This is a genomic window from Arthrobacter sp. MYb214, assembly GCF_002979865.1.
Taxonomy (GTDB): Bacteria; Actinomycetota; Actinomycetes; order Actinomycetales; family Micrococcaceae; genus Glutamicibacter.
Map to the genome: position 1 here is coordinate 117,199 of NZ_PCPZ01000004.1, position 16,772 is coordinate 133,970.

General features: G+C 60.2%; 19 protein-coding genes and 1 riboswitch. Of the genes, 12 read left to right on the top strand and 7 right to left on the bottom strand.

Annotation, left to right across the window (positions count from 1 at the left end):
• The first annotated feature begins 18 nt into the window (after window positions 1–18).
• Both CQ012_RS11380 and CQ012_RS11385 read left to right on the top strand, forming a co-directional pair.
• Window positions 19–1,314 (top strand): sensor histidine kinase, encoded by a 1,296-nt coding sequence (locus CQ012_RS11380; protein ID WP_105656595.1) that lies wholly within the window; start codon window positions 19–21, stop codon window positions 1,312–1,314.
• Window positions 1,272–2,015 carry a response regulator gene (locus tag CQ012_RS11385; protein ID WP_105656594.1) on the top strand — a complete coding sequence of 248 codons (744 nt, stop codon included), beginning with the start codon at window positions 1,272–1,274 and terminating at the stop codon, window positions 2,013–2,015. Before CQ012_RS11380 ends, CQ012_RS11385 begins: the two co-directional genes overlap by 43 nt.
• Window positions 2,016–2,086: 71 nt before the next feature.
• Here the strand turns inward: CQ012_RS11385 and CQ012_RS11390 are convergent, their stop codons facing one another.
• The gene (locus CQ012_RS11390; protein WP_133833776.1) at window positions 2,087–2,473 is read right to left on the bottom strand and encodes a LapA family protein; all 387 of its coding nucleotides are present in this window, start codon (window positions 2,471–2,473) and stop codon (window positions 2,087–2,089) included.
• Window positions 2,474–2,713: 240 nt separating this feature from the next.
• Here CQ012_RS11390 and CQ012_RS11395 point away from each other — a divergent pair, with 240 nt between their 5' ends.
• The 8 genes from CQ012_RS11395 to rplI all read left to right on the top strand — a co-directional run bounded on the left by CQ012_RS11395 (window position 2,714) and on the right by rplI (window position 9,348).
• Window positions 2,714–3,994 carry a M18 family aminopeptidase gene (locus tag CQ012_RS11395; RefSeq protein WP_105656592.1) on the top strand — a complete coding sequence of 427 codons (1,281 nt, stop codon included), beginning with the start codon at window positions 2,714–2,716 and terminating at the stop codon, window positions 3,992–3,994.
• A gap of 94 nt (window positions 3,995–4,088) precedes the next feature.
• Window positions 4,089–4,640, top strand: coding sequence for an LURP-one-related/scramblase family protein (locus CQ012_RS11400; protein ID WP_181149064.1), 552 nt, complete (start codon window positions 4,089–4,091; stop codon window positions 4,638–4,640).
• Between the two features lie 140 nt (window positions 4,641–4,780).
• The gene (locus CQ012_RS11405) at window positions 4,781–5,272 is read left to right on the top strand and encodes a helix-turn-helix domain-containing protein (RefSeq protein ID WP_105662213.1); all 492 of its coding nucleotides are present in this window, start codon (window positions 4,781–4,783) and stop codon (window positions 5,270–5,272) included.
• A 116-nt stretch (window positions 5,273–5,388) separates the two neighbouring features.
• On the top strand, window positions 5,389–7,479 hold the full coding sequence (locus tag CQ012_RS11410; protein WP_105662214.1) for an acyltransferase family protein: 2,091 nt from the start codon (window positions 5,389–5,391) through the stop codon (window positions 7,477–7,479).
• Window positions 7,480–7,649: 170 nt separating this feature from the next.
• Entirely contained in the window at window positions 7,650–7,946 is a 297-nt protein-coding gene (gene rpsF / locus CQ012_RS11415) for a 30S ribosomal protein S6 (RefSeq protein ID WP_060703203.1), read from the top strand.
• Between the two features lie 55 nt (window positions 7,947–8,001).
• Window positions 8,002–8,571, top strand: coding sequence for a single-stranded DNA-binding protein (locus CQ012_RS11420; protein ID WP_013350684.1), 570 nt, complete (start codon window positions 8,002–8,004; stop codon window positions 8,569–8,571).
• Between the two features lie 61 nt (window positions 8,572–8,632).
• On the top strand, window positions 8,633–8,872 hold the full coding sequence (rpsR, locus tag CQ012_RS11425) for a 30S ribosomal protein S18 (protein WP_013350683.1): 240 nt from the start codon (window positions 8,633–8,635) through the stop codon (window positions 8,870–8,872).
• Between the two features lie 17 nt (window positions 8,873–8,889).
• On the top strand, window positions 8,890–9,348 hold the full coding sequence (gene rplI, locus CQ012_RS11430) for a 50S ribosomal protein L9 (RefSeq protein ID WP_105656588.1): 459 nt from the start codon (window positions 8,890–8,892) through the stop codon (window positions 9,346–9,348).
• Between the two features lie 175 nt (window positions 9,349–9,523).
• On the opposite strand, the gene CQ012_RS11435 is transcribed toward rplI, so the two are convergent.
• Window positions 9,524–9,910, bottom strand: coding sequence for a hypothetical protein (locus CQ012_RS11435; RefSeq protein ID WP_105662215.1), 387 nt, complete (start codon window positions 9,908–9,910; stop codon window positions 9,524–9,526).
• Window positions 9,911–9,919: 9 nt separating this feature from the next.
• A complete protein-coding gene (locus CQ012_RS11440; protein WP_105656586.1) occupies window positions 9,920–10,222 on the bottom strand; it encodes a PadR family transcriptional regulator in 303 nt (100 codons plus the stop codon).
• Window positions 10,223–10,463: 241 nt separating this feature from the next.
• Between CQ012_RS11440 and CQ012_RS11445 the strand changes: the two genes are divergently transcribed.
• Together CQ012_RS11445 and scpC are read left to right on the top strand one after the other, a co-directional pair.
• The gene (locus CQ012_RS11445) at window positions 10,464–10,769 is read left to right on the top strand and encodes a helix-turn-helix domain-containing protein (protein WP_105662216.1); all 306 of its coding nucleotides are present in this window, start codon (window positions 10,464–10,466) and stop codon (window positions 10,767–10,769) included.
• A 203-nt stretch (window positions 10,770–10,972) separates the two neighbouring features.
• On the top strand, window positions 10,973–12,490 hold the full coding sequence (scpC, locus tag CQ012_RS11450) for a succinyl-CoA:acetate CoA-transferase ScpC (protein ID WP_181149065.1): 1,518 nt from the start codon (window positions 10,973–10,975) through the stop codon (window positions 12,488–12,490).
• Here scpC and CQ012_RS11455 read toward each other — a convergent pair.
• From CQ012_RS11455 to CQ012_RS11470, 4 genes are all read right to left on the bottom strand, one after another.
• Window positions 12,487–13,551, bottom strand: a complete 1,065-nt coding sequence (locus CQ012_RS11455) for a PQQ-dependent sugar dehydrogenase (RefSeq protein ID WP_105662217.1) — start codon at window positions 13,549–13,551, stop codon at window positions 12,487–12,489. The two genes, scpC and CQ012_RS11455, sit on opposite strands and share 4 nt — an antisense overlap.
• Window positions 13,548–14,150 carry a dihydrofolate reductase family protein gene (locus CQ012_RS11460; protein WP_105662218.1) on the bottom strand — a complete coding sequence of 201 codons (603 nt, stop codon included), beginning with the start codon at window positions 14,148–14,150 and terminating at the stop codon, window positions 13,548–13,550. The genes CQ012_RS11455 and CQ012_RS11460 overlap by 4 nt, the downstream gene beginning before the upstream one ends.
• Window positions 14,151–14,220: 70 nt before the next feature.
• On the bottom strand, window positions 14,221–14,643 hold the full coding sequence (locus CQ012_RS11465; protein WP_105656583.1) for a PaaI family thioesterase: 423 nt from the start codon (window positions 14,641–14,643) through the stop codon (window positions 14,221–14,223).
• A gap of 15 nt (window positions 14,644–14,658) precedes the next feature.
• On the bottom strand, window positions 14,659–16,266 hold the full coding sequence (locus tag CQ012_RS11470; protein WP_105662219.1) for an AMP-binding protein: 1,608 nt from the start codon (window positions 16,264–16,266) through the stop codon (window positions 14,659–14,661).
• Window positions 16,267–16,643: 377 nt separating this feature from the next.
• Window positions 16,644–16,760, top strand: a riboswitch (SAM riboswitch).
• Window positions 16,761–16,772 lie beyond the last annotated feature (12 nt).

Genomic DNA, 16,772 nt, shown 5'->3' on the forward strand with positions numbered 1-16,772 from the left:
GAAAACTAGACTGGAAACATGAGCCAACCGACGCTGCAGGAAACTGTGGTTTCCTTCGATGAACTGGCCGCCAAGCGCATGGGCCGGATACGCCGTTATTTGCGTACCCACCCGCGTTTGGTGGTCATCGGTGCGGTAGTCATCTATCTGCTGCTCACACTGCCCGGTGTCCTAGTCATGGCAGCGATGCCAGAAGCCAACGCCACCGGCCTGCTGGTCGTCACCCTCGCCGTCAGCGCTGCCTTGTTGTACCGGCGCCGGGCGCCGATGACGGTGATCATCCTGGTGTTCATTTTCGAATGCCTGGCCCTGGTGATTGCTGGTCCGCAAGGTGGACTGGGCGGGGTAGGCATGATTATCGCCCTGTACACGGTCGCCACCAGCTATTCGGCCAAACGCACCATCCCGCTGGCCATCTTGGCCGGCAGCTTCCAGACGGTCCTGATGGTGCTGATGGGCTTCCCCGACATGGCCGGAATGGAATTCGACCCGCAAGATGGAATCGACGAAACCATCTTCACGCGCGTCATCATCGCCGTCTCGGGCAGCTTCGTCATCGGTTTCTACATTGCCGCAGCCGCGGTGGGCATGAATGTGCGCAACGCGCGCATCCACGAAGCTGAACTGAATCACTGGGCCTCGCAGGTCTCCGGACTGGCCCAGGTGCAAGAGCGCAACCGCATCGCCCGCGAAATGCACGACGTTGTCGCCCATTCGCTTTCGGTGATGATTGCCTTGTCAGAGGGGGCACGAGTGGTGGCCAAGCGCGATCAGGTCCGTGCCGACGAAGTGCTCAATGAGCTCTCTGGAACCGGTCGCGCCGCCCTGGCGGATATGCGCCGCATGCTGGGTGTGCTTCGCCAAGAAGAATCCGGAGAGCTGGCCCCGCAGCCTACCGGCGGGAACGTGGAGCAATTGCTCGAAGGATTCCGTACCGCAGGTCTGCCGGTCTCATTTACCCATACGGGCGATCCGTTGCCGGAGGACACCACCTTCCAGCTGACCGTCTTCCGTATCATTCAAGAGTCCCTGACTAATTCCTTGCGCTATGCCCGTAACGTAAGTGATGTGCAGGTTCGCCTGGAACGGCGCCGCGAAGAACTGCGCATGGAAATCATGGACAACGGAGATGCAACGAGAGTTCCGAGTATCGGCAGCGGACGCGGGCTGCGCGGCATGCGCGAACGAGCCGCGCTTTTTGGCGGAACGGTTGATGCCGGGCCGGTAGCCAGTGGCGGATGGATTGTGAAAGCAGTCCTCAAGCTGCCCGAATGCAGCTTGCAGAACGAAAACCAGAAGGCAGTGAAGGAATAAGCGTGGAAGACAAAATCAAGGTACTGCTGGTCGATGACCAGCCCCTCTTACGCATGGGATTCCGCCTCATCCTCGAAGGTGAAGACGACATCGTCATCGCCGGCGAAGCTGTCGATGGACTCGATGCCCTTGCCCAGACGGCCGCACTGAAACCCGATGTGGTCCTGATGGATGTGCGCATGCCCAAGATGGACGGCTTGGAAGCGACCGAACGCATCGCCAAGGACCATCCGGAAACCAAGATCATCATCCTGACGACCTTTGACCTGGACGAGTACGCCTTCTCAGGGCTGCAGGCAGGAGCCAGCGCGTTCCTGCTCAAGGACGTGGCCCCGGAAGAACTGGTCCAAGCGGTGCGCCTGGTAGCTTCCGGCGACGCTGTGGTGGCACCCCGGGTGACTGCCCGCCTGCTGGAAACCTATGTGCGCAACGCTGGCGCCGGGAACCGGAACCAGCCGGCCGAAACTCCGCATGACCCGCTGCTCGATGATCTTACCCCGCGTGAGCAGGAAGTGCTGCGTGCGCTTTCCGAGGGACTATCCAACGCCGAGATTGCACACCGTTTCTTCCTTTCCGAAGCAACGGTGAAAACCCACGTGCGGCGCATCCTGACCAAATTGCATCTGCGCGACCGTGTTCAAGCGGTGGTGTACGCCTACGAGACTGGGCTGGTCATTCCATCCCAAGGCCTGGACTACTAGGCATCGCTGAGGCAGCAAAATGGCCGCCGGGTGAAACCCCATGGGGTTCCGCCCGGCGGCCATGGAGCTTTCTAGCGCTTATTGGCCTTGCGCTGCTTCTTCGCCGTAGAGCGCAGCTGTATCACGCGGGCCACCCCGGCGATCGCGACCACTAGGGCGCCACCAATAGCGGCAAAGAACAATGCCAGCCCGAGGTTGACCTGTCCCTGATACGCGAAGTAGTTCAGGGTCACCTGCTCCTGGTTCTGGGCAATGAAGATGATCAGCAGGATCAGCACGAGCAAGCCGAAGATCGTAGCGGTCCAGATACGACCCAACTTGGTCGCTGGGAGCTTATCTGCACCGGCAGGTTTGGCCCGTTGGACCTTGGAATCCATCGGTACGGTGGTCTCCACTTCGACCTCGCGTGATTCTGCTGGAATGTTCTCTTGCTCTGGTGTTCGATCAGCCGTAGCCATGATGAACTCGCTTTCCTTGTCTCCGGGACTGCTTTCAGCTTCGTCGAGAGCGAGGTGCCAAGTCAAGACCCGGATAGGGGTGTCTGCCAGGTTGCCAGGGCGGAGGCAGGCCCAGCAGGACATCAGCAAATGTGGTTCAGGCTACTAAGCTGGGAGGCAACTCGACTTTTCAGGCGGGAACCAAAACCTGAAGAACCGTCTGACAAACATCTCTTGACAGAAAGAAGTGAGTAACCAGCCATGGCACAAGCCGCAGCAATGGCCCACATTGCAGATCTGGCCGAATACGTCGCAACCTCGCCATCGAGCTACCACGCCGCGGCCTCGGCCGCGCAGCGCTTGGACGCAGTTGGATTCACCGGTCTGGACGAAAAGCAGGCTTGGAACCTGGTCCCGGGTTCCTACTACGTGGTCCGCGACGGTGCGATCATCGCTTGGGTGCAGCCAGAAGCTGCCACTGCGACCAGCGGATTCCATATCCTCGGCGCCCACACCGACTCGCCGGGCTTCAAGCTCAAGCCGAAGCCAACCACCGGTTCCAACGGCTGGTGGCAGGCAGGGGTCGAAGTCTACGGCGGACCGCTGCTGAACTCCTGGCTGGACCGCGAACTGGTGCTCGCCGGCCGATTGGTACTCAAGGACGGTTCCGAGCACCTGGCGAAGACCGAACCAATCCTGCGCATCCCGCAACTAGCGATCCATCTGGACCGCCAGGTCAATGAGGGCCTGACCCTGGACAAGCAGACCCACACCAATCCAATCTTTGGCGCCGGCGATCTGGCGGATGCCGACATCCTGGCGATCCTGGCGAAGTCTGCAGGTGTCGACCCGGCCCAGGTAGCCGGCTACGACATCCTGACCGCGCCCGCGCAGCGCGGCGAGGTCTTTGGCGAGGGCAAGAACTTCTTCGCCAGCGCCCGGCTGGATAACCTCACTTCGGTGCACGCAGGCCTGATTGCGCTGACGGGCCATTCCCGCAAGCCAGCAGGCAACCGCATTGCCATGCTTGCTGCCTTCGACCACGAAGAACTGGGTTCCTCCTCGCGCTCGGGCGCTTGCGGCCCATTCCTGGAAGAGCTGATCAACCGCATCCAGGCATCCATGGATGCCTCAGTTGAAGACACCGCTCGCGCCCTGTCGAATTCTGTATGCCTGTCTGCCGATGCTGGCCACGCGGTTCACCCGAACTACCCAGAGCGCCACGACCCAGCCAACCGTCCGCAGCTGAATGCCGGCCCGCTGCTGAAGATCAATGCGAACCAGCGTTATGCCACCGATGCGGTGGGTGCTGCCGCATTCGCCAACTGGTGCGAGTCGGCGGGAGTTCCCTACCAGGAGTTCGTGTCCAATAACCGCGTACCGTGCGGATCCACCATTGGACCATTGACCGCGACCCGACTGGGGATTCGCACCCTGGATGTGGGAGTCGCGCTGCTGTCCATGCACTCGGCCCGCGAGATGTGCGGCGTTGACGACCCTTGGTATCTGTCCAAGGTCTCTCGCGAGTTCTTCGGAGCCTAGCAAGTCCAACCTGAAAAGCCGGCCTGCGGGCTGGCTTTTCGCCTCCCCGGGGGATCTTCGCCCGATACGGTTTACTGGTGGCATAATCGGCACCATGACGATCCTCAACCAGAACACGTTGATCTTCCAGCAGACGAAGAGCATCTCGAAGAACGACTTCGCGATCCTTGATTCGTCCGGGATGCAGATTGCCCACGTGGATACCGGCGGAAGCGCGCTGGGCCGCATGTTCGTCGGGGCTCGCGAACTGACCGTCTTTGACGGACCAGGCAATCCGGTTGTCATGGTCAAGGACACGATGACCATGGGCCGCGATCGTTTTGAAATCCTTGATGGCAACGCTGCCCCGCTGGCCAGCCTGGTCAAGAGGATCACTTTCTTCAAAACCAGGGTCTCCATCTCGATGCTGGGCGAAGAGCTCGAGTTACTGGGTAGCATCTGGGACTTCGACTTCCGGATCACCGGTCCCGGCGGAGTTCTGGGAACCGTGACCCGGGAATGGTCCGGGATGGGCAACGCATTGCTGGGCAAGTCGACCTACGCCCTGCGCTTGGCGGAAAACCTCAACGCACAGCAACGCCAGGCAGTGATCGGCTCGGTGCTGGCACTGGATTTGATCCGTGAGAAGCAACAGCGCAAATCATAATGGAGCTGAGATAGTCGCGGCCAGGAATACTTCTTCATGGCAGGCCAGCGTAGGTTCAGGAATGCTGTCGCGTTGCAGTCGGGTAACTGTCACGTCGATGTCGTGGTGCTTTCGGGGCGCCATTGGCTAGCGTAAGTGGCATGAATGAATCACGGATTGCAGAGCTTCGCCGCGCCAGGGGCTGGACGCAAGAACGTCTAGCCGCAGAAAGCGGCATCACTGTCAGAACGGTCCAACGGCTCGAAGCCGGAAATGATGCGAGCTTGGAGACTATCTCACTGGTCGCCAAGGCCTTGGAGGTGCCGGTTGGAGACCTGTTCAAAAGCGTCCAGACTCCGAAGTTCTCCGAGGCCGTGGATGGGCTTGAAGCGCGGGCCCAAGCAGATCAAGATCGTCGGGATTCGGCAACCAAGGGGATCCTGGCCGTGTTCCGCGGGCTGGGCATCCTGGTCACTTTCGGCACGGTCATCTTGGCTACCACCGGCAACTTTGGGTGGTACATCTGGTTGCTGATCCCGGTGTACTGGGGCGTCGGGCAGCTGCTGCTTGAGGCTGCTTTCCGTCTGAGCCTGGATGCCAAACTCGACGCCAAATACCCGCTGTCCACGGCAAATCGGAAACTGCTGGGCTAGGTCCATGCTGCGAAGCGCAAACCCAGGCACCGCCCATGAGGTTCCCACGGGTCGTTAGACCGACTGTTGCCCATTGATAACCTGCTGTTTACCCCCTGCTGGTCTGATCAAAGACTATGAGTTCGAATTCCCTGCAGGTCAAGAATTTCCGCCCGGAGATCCAAGCGCTCCGCGCCTTGGCGGTTCTGCTGGTCGTCGCCTATCATCTTGAGCCATCCGCAGTTCCAGGCGGTTATATCGGGGTTGACATCTTCTTCGTCATCTCGGGCTTCCTGATTACCTCGCACCTGCTGCGTGAAGCCGAACGCACCGGCCGGGTCAGCCTCGCAGCCTTCTTTGCCGGCCGAGCGCGAAGAATCCTCCCGGCTGCCATGCTGGTGATCCTGGTAGTTGTCGTGGCAAGCCTGCTGATCTTTCCCAAAACCCAGTGGGGTGCCTTGGGCACCCAGGCCATCGCCTCTGCCTTCTCGGTGCAGAACTGGGTTCTCGCCGCCGACTCCGTCGACTACCTCGCTTCGGATCAAGCACCCGGGCCGTTGCAGCACTTCTGGTCCTTGGGCGTGGAGGAGCAGTTCTACCTTTTCTGGCCGTTGCTGGTTTTGGCCGTGTGCCTGTTGGCCAAACCGAATGCGGACGCTAGCAGTGGCGATGGATTTGCCCCGCGGCGCCGCATGCTCTGGATCATTTTCTCAGCCACCGCACTTTTGTCGCTGGGATACTCGGCCTATGCCGGTTACTCAGGTAATAGCGCCGGATACTTCATCACCACCACCCGCATTTGGGAACTGGCCGTCGGCGGACTGCTGGCCTTGGCAGTCCAGGCGCACGCCAACGGCGCCTTGAAGCTTCCACCGTGGGCAACCAGCTGGCAGTTCAGAAACCTTGCCGTACTCGTGGCTTTGGCGGCGATCTGCTTCGCGGCATTCAGCTACAACGCCACAACAGTCTTCCCGGGGATTGCGGCGGCCCTCCCGGTTCTTGGCTGCGCCGTGGTGATTGCCGCGGGCAGTACGCGAGGACCTGGTTCCCTGCACCCGCTGGTGAACTGGGCTCCCGTTCAATGGGTCGGCCTCGCCTCGTATTCGCTGTATCTGTGGCACTGGCCACTGATCGTATTCTTCATCGAACTGGCCGGGGGCAACCCGGACCCATTGCAGTCGCTGGCCTTGCTGGCCGGGTCCCTGCTCTTGGCTTGGGCCAGCTTGAAGTGGGTCGAAACTCCCATGCGCCACTTCCGCCCCATAGCCGGTTCTCCTGCCCGCTCCTTGATTGCAGGGGCGGCGATGGTCGGGCTGGCCGCGTCCATCGCGCTATTGCCAGGTGCCATGCAGCAGCATCTTGTGGGCCAGGAGCAGCGTGAGCTGGGCGCGATGATGCAAAACCCGCCAGCTGGTTTTGGCGCGGCCTCCGTGGGCCAGGGCGCACCTGCGTACCTTTCCGGCCATCGCCAGGTCGTCCCGCTTCCTGCGACGGCCGCCGAGGACCAGCCCGAACTGGGAGATTGTGTCCAAGAACCGAAATCCACCCAGATCAAGGAATGCGAATTTGGCAGCGAGGACGCCAGCTACACCGTGGCCCTGGTGGGTGATTCCCATGCAGCCCACTGGTTCGAGGCCGTCAGCCGATACGCCCAAAGCAAGGGCTGGAAAGTGGTGACCTATCTCAAGAATTCCTGCCCGTTCTCCGAGGCCCAGCGCAAGGCGGATCGGGATGGCAGCATCAACTGCGAAGAAGCCATCGATCAGACCATGGAAGCTCTGGCTGCGCGCGATGACATCAACGCGGTGATCACCTCGAATTGGGGAGGGGCCACCTTTACCACTGACGCGGCACAGGGGCTGGCTTCGACGTGGTCCGCCCTTGAAGACGCGGGCCTGCCGGTCTACGCCATTGTGGACACCCCGCGGCCGCCACAGGATTCCTATGCGCGCGACTGCGTGGAAGAAAACGTGCAGGACCCGGATAAGTGCGCCTTCCCGGAAAAGGGAGCCTATGAAGTGGGCGATGCCACCAAGCAGGCCGCCGAACTGGAGCCGCGCGTCGAAGTGCTCGACTTCAGCGATTACTTCTGCATGGATGGAACCTGCCCGGCAGTGGTGGGGAATGTCTTGGTCTACCGGGACAAGCACCACATCAGCGATACCTACATGCGCACCTTGGCCCCGATCTTTGGCGAAAGGATCGAGGCTGCCTTGGATTCCGAGTAGCCCAGCATGATTTAGGACACCAAGGCTTATGCAAGTTCGGGTCTCTCGGGTAGGATTGGAAGGTCTGTGCCACTGCATGCCCGAAAGTTGGGCGTCTGGTGCACAGATAACGCAAGAACCTCCTGTTGCGGAAATACCGCGACCGTTTAGCCCAAAGGAGGTGGGTTCACATGCGTGCTTATGAACTTATGGTCCTCATTGATCCAGAGGTCGATGACCGCACCGTAGAGCCAACCATCGAGAAGTACCTCGAGGTTGTCCGCTCCAACGGTGGCACTATCGAAAAGGTTGATGTCTGGGGTCGTCGCAAGATGTCCTACGAGATCAAGAAGAAGGCAGAAGCCACTTACGTAGTGGTGAACTACACCGCAGAGCCAGCAGCTTCCGCTGAGCTTGAGCGCCAGCTCAAGATCAACGAACTGATCCTGCGCCACAAGGTCACCCGTCCGGAAGAGGCACGCGTTTAATTACGCGCAACCTTCCGTCGTAGGAATTAACGTTCAATCTTTTTAAGGAGAGTCAATGGCAGGCGAGACTGTTATTACCGTTATCGGAAACCTGACTGCCGATCCGGAGCTGCGTTTTACGCCGTCCGGTTCAGCCGTAGCGAACTTTACGATCGCTTCGACTCCTCGCACCTTTGACCGCCAGTCCAATGAGTGGAAGGACGGGGAAGCCCTGTTCTTGCGCGCATCGGTGTGGCGCGAAGCTGCAGAGAACGTTGCTGAAACGCTGACCAAGGGCATGCGTGTCATCGCCCAGGGTCGCCTGCGTTCACGTTCTTACGACACCAAGGAAGGCGAACGTCGCACCGTCATGGAGCTTGAAGTCGATGAAATCGGCCCATCGCTCCGTTTCGCGTCCGCCAAGGTCACCCGTACCCAGCGCTCCGGCGGTGGCAACGGTGGCTTCGGCAACGGTGGTGGAGGTTTCTCCAACGCACCGCAGCAAAGTGCACCAGCTCAGGCGCCGCGTCAGCAGCAGCCTCAGCAGGGTGGCGGATGGAATGCTCCAGCCGCAGACCCATGGAGCACCGGCGGAAACAACGGTGGCGGCTGGGGCAACCCGGGCGCAGACGAACCGCCTTTCTAAACAATATTTATTCACCATCCCGCAGATCACTCTGCGGGCTCCAAAGCTAAGGAGCTCCACGATGGCTAAGGCTGAAATCCGTAAGCCCAAACCAAAGTCCAACCCATTGAAGGCCGCTGACATCACTGTCATCGACTACAAGGACACCGCACTGCTGCGCAAGTTCATCTCCGACCGCGGTAAGATCCGCGCTCGTCGTGTAACTGGCGTTTCCGTTCAGGAACAGCGCAAGATCGCACAGGCAATCAAGAACGCACGTGAAGTAGCCCTGTTGCCTTACTCCGGCGCTGGCCGCGGCTAAGGAAGAGGGATAGCAAAATGGCAAAGATCATTCTGACTCACGAAGTATCCGGTCTCGGTGCTGCTGGCGATATTGTCGAGGTAAAGAACGGCTACGCCCGTAACTACCTGCTGCCACGCGGCTTCGCAATCGTCTGGACCCAGGGCGGTGAGAAGCAGGTGGAGTCGATCAAGGCTGCACGTGCTGCTCGCGCCGTTGCAAACCTTGAGGATGCTCAGGCACTTGCAGCTAAGCTGAAGTCCCAGCCGGTGAAGATCACCATGAAGGCTGGCTCGAACGGTCGCCTGTTCGGCACCGTTAAGACCACCGAAATTGCTGCTGCCGTAGAGGCTGCCGGTCTGGGTAAGATCGACAAGCGCAACATCGAGGTCAACGACCAGATCAAGTCGACTGGCAACTACACCGCAACCGTTCGCGTTCACGCTGACGTTCTTGCAAACCTGCGCCTGCAGGTTGTAGCTGCTGCCAAGAAGTAAGTCTTCTAGACTCAGCTTCTGTCCAAGAGGTGGCGTGCACTCCGCAAGGAGAGCACGCCACCTCTTGGCGTTAACCCGGATTTCTTTGGGCCTCCGAGTCAACGAATAGCAAGTTCCACCTTCGAATAGGCTCAAAGCCAATTCAGAATCTTGAGTTTATTCAGGCTTTCGCCGCTTACCGGCTGGCGCGAGACCGCATCAGCGAACGAGAGAAATCTGTGATGATTCCTGCCACGACAAATCCGAATGCAGGTAACCAGGTGATCGCCCATCCGGAGAAAACCATTGTTTCGCGATCCCGTAGGAATATCGCCAGCAAAGCCCAAAGAAAACCTAAGGCCACGCCTACGAGAATGAAGGCAGAGTGGCTCTTTGGAGATGCTGTTGCGGGAAAGGACTCCGCATATTCTGCAGGAGATCCAAAGTTGGCTGTCGCGTCTTCGTAGCTGGTGGCTTCGGACTCGACCTCTCTGGCTATATCGCGGATGGTGGCCGTATCCACGTTTCGTAGTGAAAGGCTGTAGCGCAGTTCGTCGATGTAGGTTTTGAGGTTACTTTCCATGGAAGGCTCCTAGTTGAACTGTTCTAACCAGTTTTTGACTGATTTCAAGGTCTGATGACCCTGCTTGGTGATTTCGAAGATTTTGCGTGCGGGTCCGCGAGCGGTGATTTGCCAGTCGGAGACGATGTCCCCGGACTCTTCCATGGTTCGAAGCAGTGGGTATAAAGTCCCGCTCTTGATGCCGGGTACTCCGAGCTCTTCGAGCTTAGCCAGCATGGAGTATCCGTGTTCGGGTTTTTCTGCCAGGAAGCTTAGAAGAACGACCGGAAGCATGGAACGCTTCACCTGTGGAAGTACTCTGCTCTGTGACATGACTTAAGTATGAATCCTACATAGGTGCATTTCTATCCTTCGTTCGGATGATCTTGGCTTAGCAGCATCCGGCGATTCAATTCCGAGCCGGAACTGGTCATGGTCACTTAGAAGTGGCTAACATTTCACCAGATCGTCTTGCGTCCAATGCGTCATAATCATTGGCTTGGCCAATTTGCAGCAATAGCCTCGAAGATGAGTACGTCCAAAGCCAGCACGATCGAGAGAAGCGGTGGAACAAATGGGTTTTGCGTATGCGGATCCTGAAGTATTGACCGAGGCGCAACGCGAAGCTGTGGCAGAGCATCAGCTCCGTGTGCAAAGCGAGTCCCGGCGCCTGTCGTTGCGTGCCCTGCGCGAAGAGGCAGAACTGAGCCAAGTAGAACTTGCCACCGTGCTGAAGCTGAGCGTGGACCGCATCGCCCGCATGGAGACCGGGGACCTTGATCGAGTCCAGCTGGCCACCCTGCGCCGCTACGCAGAAGCCATGGGCGCCCGCCTGCAAGTGAAAGCGATCCGCGAGGGCACGCACGCCGAACTTGGCTAGCGATCGAGCTCCCGGCGGTCGCTGCCAAGCTGCCATTCCTGACCGACCGGTCAGCGCAAATAGAGCGCACCTCATCGATAAATATGCCACCCATCGCTCAGGAGCGCACAGCGAGGCCTGAATCACTGTGCCGACCAGCTAAAGTATTCCGGTGAGACGCGGGTTATAGACCTGTGTCACAAGGAAGTTCTGAAGGGGTTATTTTGCACGAACGTATTCACCACCGGGCCTTTGCTGATCGCTTGATGAGCGCCGAGCAAGCTGCAGAGTTCATTAAGCCAGGCATGACTGTCGCCATGAGCGGCTTTACCGGTGCAGGATACCCGAAGGCCGTGCCCGGGGCACTGGCAGCGCAGATGGAGCGCCAGCACGCTGCGGGCAAGGACTTCAAGATCAACGTGCTTACCGGCGCTTCCACCGCCCCTGAGCTTGATGGCGTGCTGGCCAAGGCCGAAGGCATGAACCTGCGCCTGCCGTACATGTCCGACCCCGAGCTGCGCCGCCGCATCAACGAGGGCAACATGGAATACATGGACATCCACCTGTCCCATGTCGCCCAGCACGCCTGGTTCGGCTTCTACGGCAAGATCGACTTGGCCATCGTCGAAGTTGTCGGCGTCACCGCCGAGGGCGACTTGATCCCTTCCAGCTCGGTGGGCAACAACAAGACCTGGCTGGAGATGGCCGACAAGATCATCATCGAGGTCAATTCCCAGCAATCTGCGGCCATGGAGGGCATGCACGATGTCTACTACGGCACCGCACTGCCTCCGCACCGCAAGCCGATCGACCTGAGAACCGTGCGTGACCGCATCGGCCAGCAGTACATGGACGTCGACGTCAACAAGATCGTCGCCGTCGTGGAAACCGACGCGCCAGACCGCCTGAGCCCCTTCGCCCCGGTGGACGAGACCAGCGAGAAGATCGCCGATCACCTGCTGACCTTCCTGGATTCCGAGATCCGTGCCGGACGCCTGTCCGAGAAGCTGCTCCCGCTGCAGTCGGGCGTGGGCAATATCGCCAACGCAGTGCTCGCTGGCCTAGCCCGTGGCGGCTACAAGGGCCTGACCGCCTATACCGAGGTCATCCAGGACGGAATGCTGGAGCTGATCAAGGACGGGACCATCGAGTTCGCCTCTGCCACCAGCTTCTCGCTGTCTTCGGAGGGCATCGAGGAATTCAACCGCAACGTCGACCACTACCGCGAGCGCATCCTGCTGCGCGCCCAGGAAATCTCGAACCATCCGGAGATCATCCGCCGGCTGGGCTGCATTGCGCTGAACGGCATGATCGAAGCCGACATCTACGGCAACGTGAATTCCACCAACGTGCTGGGATCGCACGTGATGAACGGCATCGGCGGCTCGGGCGACTTCGCCCGCAACGGCTACCTGTCGGTGTTCATGTCCCCATCGACCGCCAAGGGCGGCAAGATCTCGGGCATCGTTCCTTTTGCTTCGCATGTGGACCACACCGAGCACGACACCATGATCCTGATTACCGAACAGGGCCTGGCCGACCTGCGCGGCCACTCGCCAAAGCAGCGTGCGCAGCTGGTCATCGATAACTGCGCCCACCCGGAGTACCGCCCGATGCTGCAGGACTACTTCGACCGTGCGTGCAAGGAAAGCTATGGCAAGCACACCCCGCATCTGCTGGGCGAGGCCCTGTCCTGGCACCAGCGCTTCCAGGAGACCGGAGACATGCGCCCGGCCAGCTAGTCGCCGGCCAGACGGGGCGCGATGCGCAGGATGCGGTCATCGCCCGCCCCTGGCTGGCCGCGCCCGTCGGTATTGTTGGTCAGCACCATCAGTGCGCCGTCAGGATCCACTAGCACGTCGCGTAGCCGGCCGAGCCGGCCATCGAGCAGTTCATGCTCGGTGGCCGGCTCGTCCAGTTCCACCGCGCGCAGCACTTCTCCGCGCAGATTCGCCAGGTAGAGGGTGCCATCGAGGATCGCGATGCCGCTGGGGCTGGCTTCGGACGGGGACCACTGCGCAATCGGATCGGTGTACGACGGATTTCCGCCGCTTTTTCCCTCGGCTTCGGGCCAGCCGTAGTTTCCCCCGGCTTCGATGATGTTCAGCTCGTCGAAGGTGTTCTGCCCGAACTCGCTGGCGAACATGGTGCCATCAGCACCCCACGCCAAGCCCTGCACATTGCGGTGCCCGTAGCTGTAGACGAGGGAATTCTCGAACGGGTTGTCGTCCGGGACGCTGCCGTCAGGTGCCATGCGCAGGATCTTTCCGCCCAGCTGCTGCAGGTCCTGGGCTTGCTGGGGATTGCCCGCATCGCCCACGGTGGCATAGAGCATCCCGTCCTGACCGATGGCCAACCGCCCGCCGTTGTGGATGCTGGCCGAGGGCAACCCGTCAATCAAGGTGCGCGGGGCCGACAGTGAAAGATTCCTGGCGCTGCCTTGCACCGTGAACCGCTGGATGCGGTTGCCGGATTCAGCGGTGGAATACGCAAAAAGCTGGTCTGGGGAGAGGAAGGCCAAGCCCAGCAGTCCGCCTTCTCCGGTCGCCACCAGATCATCGAGCCGAGCCACTTCGCGGCCTGGTCCGGATCCTGAGATCTCCACGATCCGCCCAGAATCGCGTTCGCTGACCAGCAGGCTGTCTTGGGCGTAAACCATGGACCATGGGGCGTCCAAGCCGGTGGCCAGTGGTGCTGGAACAGCTTGCGATTCGGTAGCTGGAGCTGAAGGCGGGGTTGGCGCGGAGCATCCGGCGAGGAACACTGCGCCGAGCACTAGGCAGGTACCCAGAATGCGCTTCATCGAGCTGCTATGCCATGGGCTGGTTGATGGCGCGTCGGGCGATAAGTCAGTTCCTGGATCCGTCCGTCCAGCAGCTTGGACTCGACAAGTTCCAGATCGTAGTCATCGACCCCGCCAAGTACCGGGGCAGAACCGCTATGCCCGGTCAGTACCGGGAAGATGGTCACCTGGATGAAGTCCACAAGACCTGCCGCCAGCAGGGAATGGTTCATCGCTAAGCAGCCGTGGGAGCGCAGCGGCACATCTGAAGCTTCCTTGAGCTGTGCGACGACTTCCAGTGCATCAGCGCGCTCCAGCGTGGGGTTTGGCCAGGACAGCGGCTCTTCCAGGGTGGTGGAGATGACGGTGGCGGGCTTGTCGTGCAGGGCCACACCCCACGCGTCTTCAACCTCGGGATTCGCCTCGATTTCTGCCCAGAAGCGGCTGAAGAGACGGAAGGTGTTGGCCCCGAAAACCATGCGGCAAGCCGGAGTGTAGAGCGCGAGGCGGTGGGCTAACAGCTCTGGCCCCTGTTTTCCCCAGTAGCCGCCCCAATCGCCGGCGGCGCTGCCGAAGCCATCGAGGCTGCTGAACACATCGAAGGTATAGGTCGCACTCATGGCGAATCTCCTGGAGCTTGAGCGTTAGATGCCACCTACCGTACGCCCGTGTTCGCGGTGTGAAAACCAGCTAGGCCGGATTCTCAGGCAAATCCACATTCTGGGTGCGCAACTGGCCGCGGGATAGCTGCTTGCCGGTGGATTCATCGGTGATGATGACCTCCCAGAGCTGCTGGGTGCGCCCTTGGAATAGCGCGGTGGCGATTACCTGAACCCGTGCTCCGGTGGAAGGGCGCAGGAAGTCGGTGGCGTTGTGCACGCCCACGGCGAATTGCCCGCGTTCGGCCACCGCGTAGCTGGCGCCCACTGATCCTGCGCTCTCGATGATCGAGGTGTAAACGCCGCCATGCACCACGCCCCAAGGGGTGTGGTGGTTCTCGTCCAGCTGCGCGTGGCCGCGTACTTCCGTGGCCGTGATTTCGTCGAATTCCAGTCCGATGCTTTCGGTGAAGCGGCTGGTCTTGTTGGGAATCCGCGGTGCAGTGTTTTCCAATTGGTGATCCTCAGGCTAGTTCGGTGTGCTGGCTTCGAGCGCCTGGGCGCGCAGGACATTCTTCTGCACCTTACCAGTGGAGGTGCGCGGCAGATCCTGCGGGAAGACGATGGTGCGCGGCACCTTGAAACCGGCAAGCTTTTCGCGGGCGAATTCAATCAGCGTTTGCGCGTCCAGGGAGGATCCGCTGGCGCGGATGACATATGCCACCGGACGCTCGCCCCATTTCTCGTCCGCGATGCCGATGACGGCCAGGTCCAGCACCTCTGGGTGCGAGGCGAGGGCTTGCTCCACCTCGATGGTGGAGATGTTCTCGCCGCCGGAAATGATGATGTCCTTGGCCCGGTCGCGCACCTGGATGTAGCCATCCGGGTGCATGACACCCAGATCGCCGGTGTGGAACCAGCCGCCATGGAAAGCTTGGGTAGTGGCCGCTTCATCGCGGTAGTAGCCGATCATGACGTTATTGCCGCGCAGCACGATTTCGCCCATGGTCTGTCCATCCGCCGGGACATCGTTCATGTTCTCGTCAACAATGCGTGCGGACTCGGCGGTAATCATGCCAACGCCTTGGCGGGCGAGCTTCGCGGCCCGGTCCGGGCCATCGAGGGCATCCCACTCATCCTGGTACTCGCACACCGTGTACGGTCCGTATACCTCGGTGAGGCCATATACATGGACTACCTCGATGCCCAGCTTCTGCAGCTTGGAGATGATTGCCGGGGACGGGGGAGCACCTGCGGTGGTGATGCGCAGTGGAGCATCGAGCTGGTGGGCGCGGGTGGAGTCGGCGATGATTGAGCAGACGGTCGGAGCGCCGCACAAGTGGGTGGTTCCAAGATCCTCGATGGCATCCCAAACGGAATCTTCGCGCACGCCGCGCAGGCACAGGTGCGTTCCTCCCGCTGCGGTGACGGCCCATGGAGTGCACCAGCCGTTGCAGTGGAACATCGGCAGGGTCCACAAATAGCGGGTCTTGGCGGTAAAGCCCTGGTGGTGCGCTTCGCCCAACGAGTTCAGGTAGCTGCCGCGGTGCGAGTAGAGCACGCCCTTCGGCTTGCCGGTGGTGCCCGAAGTGTAGTTCAGGGTGATCGGAGCCCGCTCGTCAGCGATGGCGTAGGGAAGCTTTTCATCCGCGGCTTCTGCGATCAGTTCGTCCAGGGTGGCGTCGACTATTACCTCGGGACGCTCTCCGGCGAACTGGTCATCGGTGATCTCGATGAGCGCCTCCAGTGTTGGGTTCTCTTGGCGCAGAGTCTTGGTGTTCTCCAGCAGCTCTGTGTCGGCAAGCATCAGCTTGGCGGCAGAATGATCAACGATGTACTGCAGCTCGTGGGCCGAGAGGCGGGTGTTCAGGGCAATGAGTACTCCGCCCGCCAGCGGTACGGCGTAATGCGCCATGAGCATCTCGGGAGTATTCGGTGCCAGCACGGCCACGCGGTCGCCTGGCTCAATGCGTGCTTTCAGCGCCTGGGCAAAGCGGTGCACCCGTGCTTCGAATTCTTCATAGGAGAAGCTGCGAGTTCCATGGATTACGGCGGTCTTCTTCGGATAGGCCTCGGCTGTGCGTTCCAAGAAACGCAGTGGGGTCAATTCTGAATGGTTGGCCTGAATCTCTACCATGGTGTGGCTATTCCTCAATCGTCATCGGTGGTTACGGAGAACAATAAGCGGGAGTGTGACTCAACGCACTCCACGACCAATAGTGGCATGAACCTCAGCGTCATGCCGAGAAACCAAGTTTCATTACGGTGGGCGGTAGGGAATTCGCGGCAGGGCCCCGAGCCCAGGGGAGGCGTTGGTGTTCTGCCGAATCAAGATCGGCGAAAGCCTGCTGCGATCGTGGGGCCGAGGTGTTCAAAGAAGCGCGGCATCTGGCGAATAAAAGACTGCCCAAGGGCTTGCTGCGGGGCCTCGGATCGAATATTGCGTCGAATATTGCGATTTGCGAAGTGAAATGTTTGACGACTGTTCGTCATGAGCCATATCGTTTTAAACAGAATCAAGAGCATCAGTTATAAGCCCTGGCTTGCTGATCGGCAACCCTCTCAACGGTAGTGGGGTGCTCCAGGTGAGGATTCGGTTCCACGCAAAATGTGCTGGAACAAGTACCGCACACGGCGCGGAAC